Source organism: Xanthovirga aplysinae (assembly GCF_009711365.1).
Lineage (GTDB): Bacteria > Bacteroidota > Bacteroidia > Cytophagales > Cyclobacteriaceae > Xanthovirga > Xanthovirga aplysinae.
The window spans coordinates 1-1,021 of record NZ_SMMB01000295.1; the positions used below are offsets into that span (position 1 = coordinate 1).

Annotated in this window: 1 protein-coding gene; it reads right to left on the reverse strand. The window is 32.3% G+C overall.

All coding sequences use genetic code 11. The features are described from left to right. Nucleotides 1-338: 338 nt before the first annotated feature. The coding region (locus tag E1171_RS00820) for a DUF4097 family beta strand repeat-containing protein (RefSeq protein ID WP_222931309.1) at nt 339-1,021 on the reverse strand (683 nt) is incomplete at its 5' end.

A 1,021-nucleotide genomic window follows, 5' to 3' on the forward strand; every position in this document is an offset into this window, starting at 1 on the left:
TCCAAACCATTTCAATTTATCTCCGAAAAAATAAATAATGGCTCCAATAACCATAATTAATACACCAATTCCTATTATATATTTCCCTAAAGAAGGCACTTTTTATGATTTCTGTTTTAGAATTACGAATCTCCAGAATTCAAAAGAATAATGTTGAAAATTAAACATCAATGAAGGACATTTCCAAGCCACAATAAAATTATTCGAAATTACACTTTCTATAAAAGGTAAGTAGTGGAACACCCAAAGATTGTTAGAGTCTTTATTGTTCCCTCCTAACCCCATATCCCAGATTTTTGTCTTTGTTTATGAGGTTAGAAGGAACTTTTACAAGAAGCCTACCTTACATAAATATTATTGCTTATTGAATTTAAACGAACATTTGAACCTCCCCTATTTAATTCACCCAATAAATTATAGCCAACAATGGGTTGTTTTTCTTTTAGATTTGAAAAATCAATCTTCAATCCAGAATAAACCTCTCCAGTTACAGTTTTCATAGAAAAATTTGCGCCCTTTGAATCAGGCCAATCCAAATCAACAAAACCACTGATCGTTTTCAAATCAAGTTCCCCATTGAGTTCTTTTGCAATTATATCGGCACTGATACTTTCAATAGAAAGATCAGCTTCCTTTGGAACAAATAAGACATATGAAATATCACTTTTAATATGGAAACCTGGGCAATCTTCATTTTTTAATTGTCTCTTTTGGAGCTCTTTAACTAATTTCTCATCAAAATCAACGATTACTTCCAATCTATCTCCATTCTCAGAATAATTAAACTCTAAAATCTCATTGTCTTCTCCCTCATTGATTTGATATATTGCTTTAAAGCCCACGGTTGGCTTATTCCAGCCTTCCACCTGGATAGAGTCCCCAAATTTTAGATTAAAAACTAACTTTTGGCCTTTACTCCATTTAAAGGTTTTGTTTTCCACTTGTTGTGCGGACAATAAATTTCCTGTGCCCACCCATAACAGGAGGCCTATTATCAATCGATTCATAGTTATTTTATTTT